Genomic DNA, 1,526 nt, shown 5'->3' on the forward strand with positions numbered 1-1,526 from the left:
CTGCCGAATTTAATCTTACATGAAAAATGCATGTGGAATTTAGTCTTGCACGCTTACCCAGATGCCTGTTTGTCATGCTTGCACACATGAAAACAGGCCTCTGTATGGTTATTGTAACTCTATTTTTGTCACTCGTAAACCAAAATGACGTGAATTAAGTGCTGCAAAATCAATGTTCTGTAGAAATCACGAATTCACTTGGTAATTTTACCAATTTTATCCACAATTTTACTTTTTGTAATTTTCCTGCTTGTTCTTTGTTTTTGTAAATTATAGTGCCTTAACAATTTCCGGCAGTAATTCTTTTACCTGCCCATATAAGACCAGATCGGCCTTTTCGTCCAGAAAATGCGGCTGACTTTTCAGAAGAATGATCTTACCACCGGCAAAATCATGAAACGTCTGCTCATAACCGGAGGAATTCAGATCCAGTTCCAGGGCTAATAACACATCCGCCTGTTCAATCGCATCCACAGACCTGGTCATGACGCCGTTATCCACCATGTCCCCATACAGACGGATCGATGGCCTGATAATAGACTTACACACATCACAGGTAGGTACTTTTGTACTTTTCTTGAGGTCCTCAATGCTGTAATCCTTTTTGCAGTGGATACACTGATTCCGGTAGACACTTCCGTGCAGCTCGATCACGTTCTTACATCCGGCTCTCGTGGGCAGCCCGAAAATATTCCGGGTGATAATGGCCTTTACTTTCCCTTTTCTCTCAAGCTCTGCCAGTGCATAATAGGAATCACTGGGTTCTCCCTGGTTGCTAAGAATGACGTCCCGGTAATATTTGTAAAACATTTCCGGCCGGGTGACAAAAAACACACTGCTCAAAATCTCTTCCGGGGAGTAGCCATACTTAGATTCCACCTCATAGGCTACCTCCTGCACTCTGAGTCTGGGGACGCCGCACTCTTCCTGCAGTTTATTCCCCACCAGGCATACCAGATGCTTCGATTCCCGGATATAATTTGTCACTAAATCCAGATTCATAGAACCTCACCTCTTTCTTCCTAGTACTACTTCTATTTTCCCATTTCTGCCAGGTTGTGTCAATGGATTTGGAGGAATTCCCCCCGGAGTTGGCTAAAGGATAAGAGGCGGAGTCGAATTTTGGAATTTCGTTGTGAAGGCAACAAAAAACACTGAATGTTTCCTTTTGAAACAGCGAAAATTAAGTTTCACGCATCCGGTTTTTAAACGTCTCTATAGAATCCGCTCTGGCCGCAAATTTTAACCAGCGCTTTAGTGTCTCAGAGTCCTTCTCCGATAAGATAATTTCTTTTAAAGCTACTGGGACTTCTCCACATTCTCCCAGCAGATCAAGAATATCTTCCGCCTTGCCCTCTGCTTTTCCTTCTGCTTTTCCCTCCGCTTTTCCTTCTGCCTTTCCCTCCGCTTTTCCTTCTGCCTTTCCCTCTTCGTAACGTTCCTGTCCTATGTCGGCCAAAACCTGTTCTTCATTATATTCCGTCAGGATTGAATTCATTACTTCCGCCCTCCTCGTCATCAGGAAC

The 1,526-nt window shown here is 43.8% G+C and carries 1 protein-coding gene and 1 pseudogene; both read right to left on the reverse strand.

Annotated elements, in window-relative coordinates; genetic code table 11:
• Window positions 1-270: 270 nt before the first annotated feature.
• A complete protein-coding gene (locus KTH89_RS24630; protein WP_158348877.1) occupies window positions 271-1,002 on the reverse strand; it encodes an SIR2 family NAD-dependent protein deacylase in 732 nt (243 codons plus the stop codon).
• Between the two features lie 181 nt (window positions 1,003-1,183).
• A pseudogene (locus KTH89_RS24635) lies at window positions 1,184-1,526 on the reverse strand (hypothetical protein); the annotation flags it as partial.

The sequence above is a fragment of the Diplocloster agilis genome, from assembly GCF_019042275.1.
Lineage (GTDB): Bacteria > Bacillota > Clostridia > Lachnospirales > Lachnospiraceae > Diplocloster > Diplocloster agilis.

What these genes read in the sequence shown, in the direction of transcription:
- KTH89_RS24630 (WP_158348877.1), bottom strand. Translation starts at nt 1,002, where the DNA reads ATGAATCTGGATTTAGTGACAAATTATATCCGGGAATCGAAGCATCTG.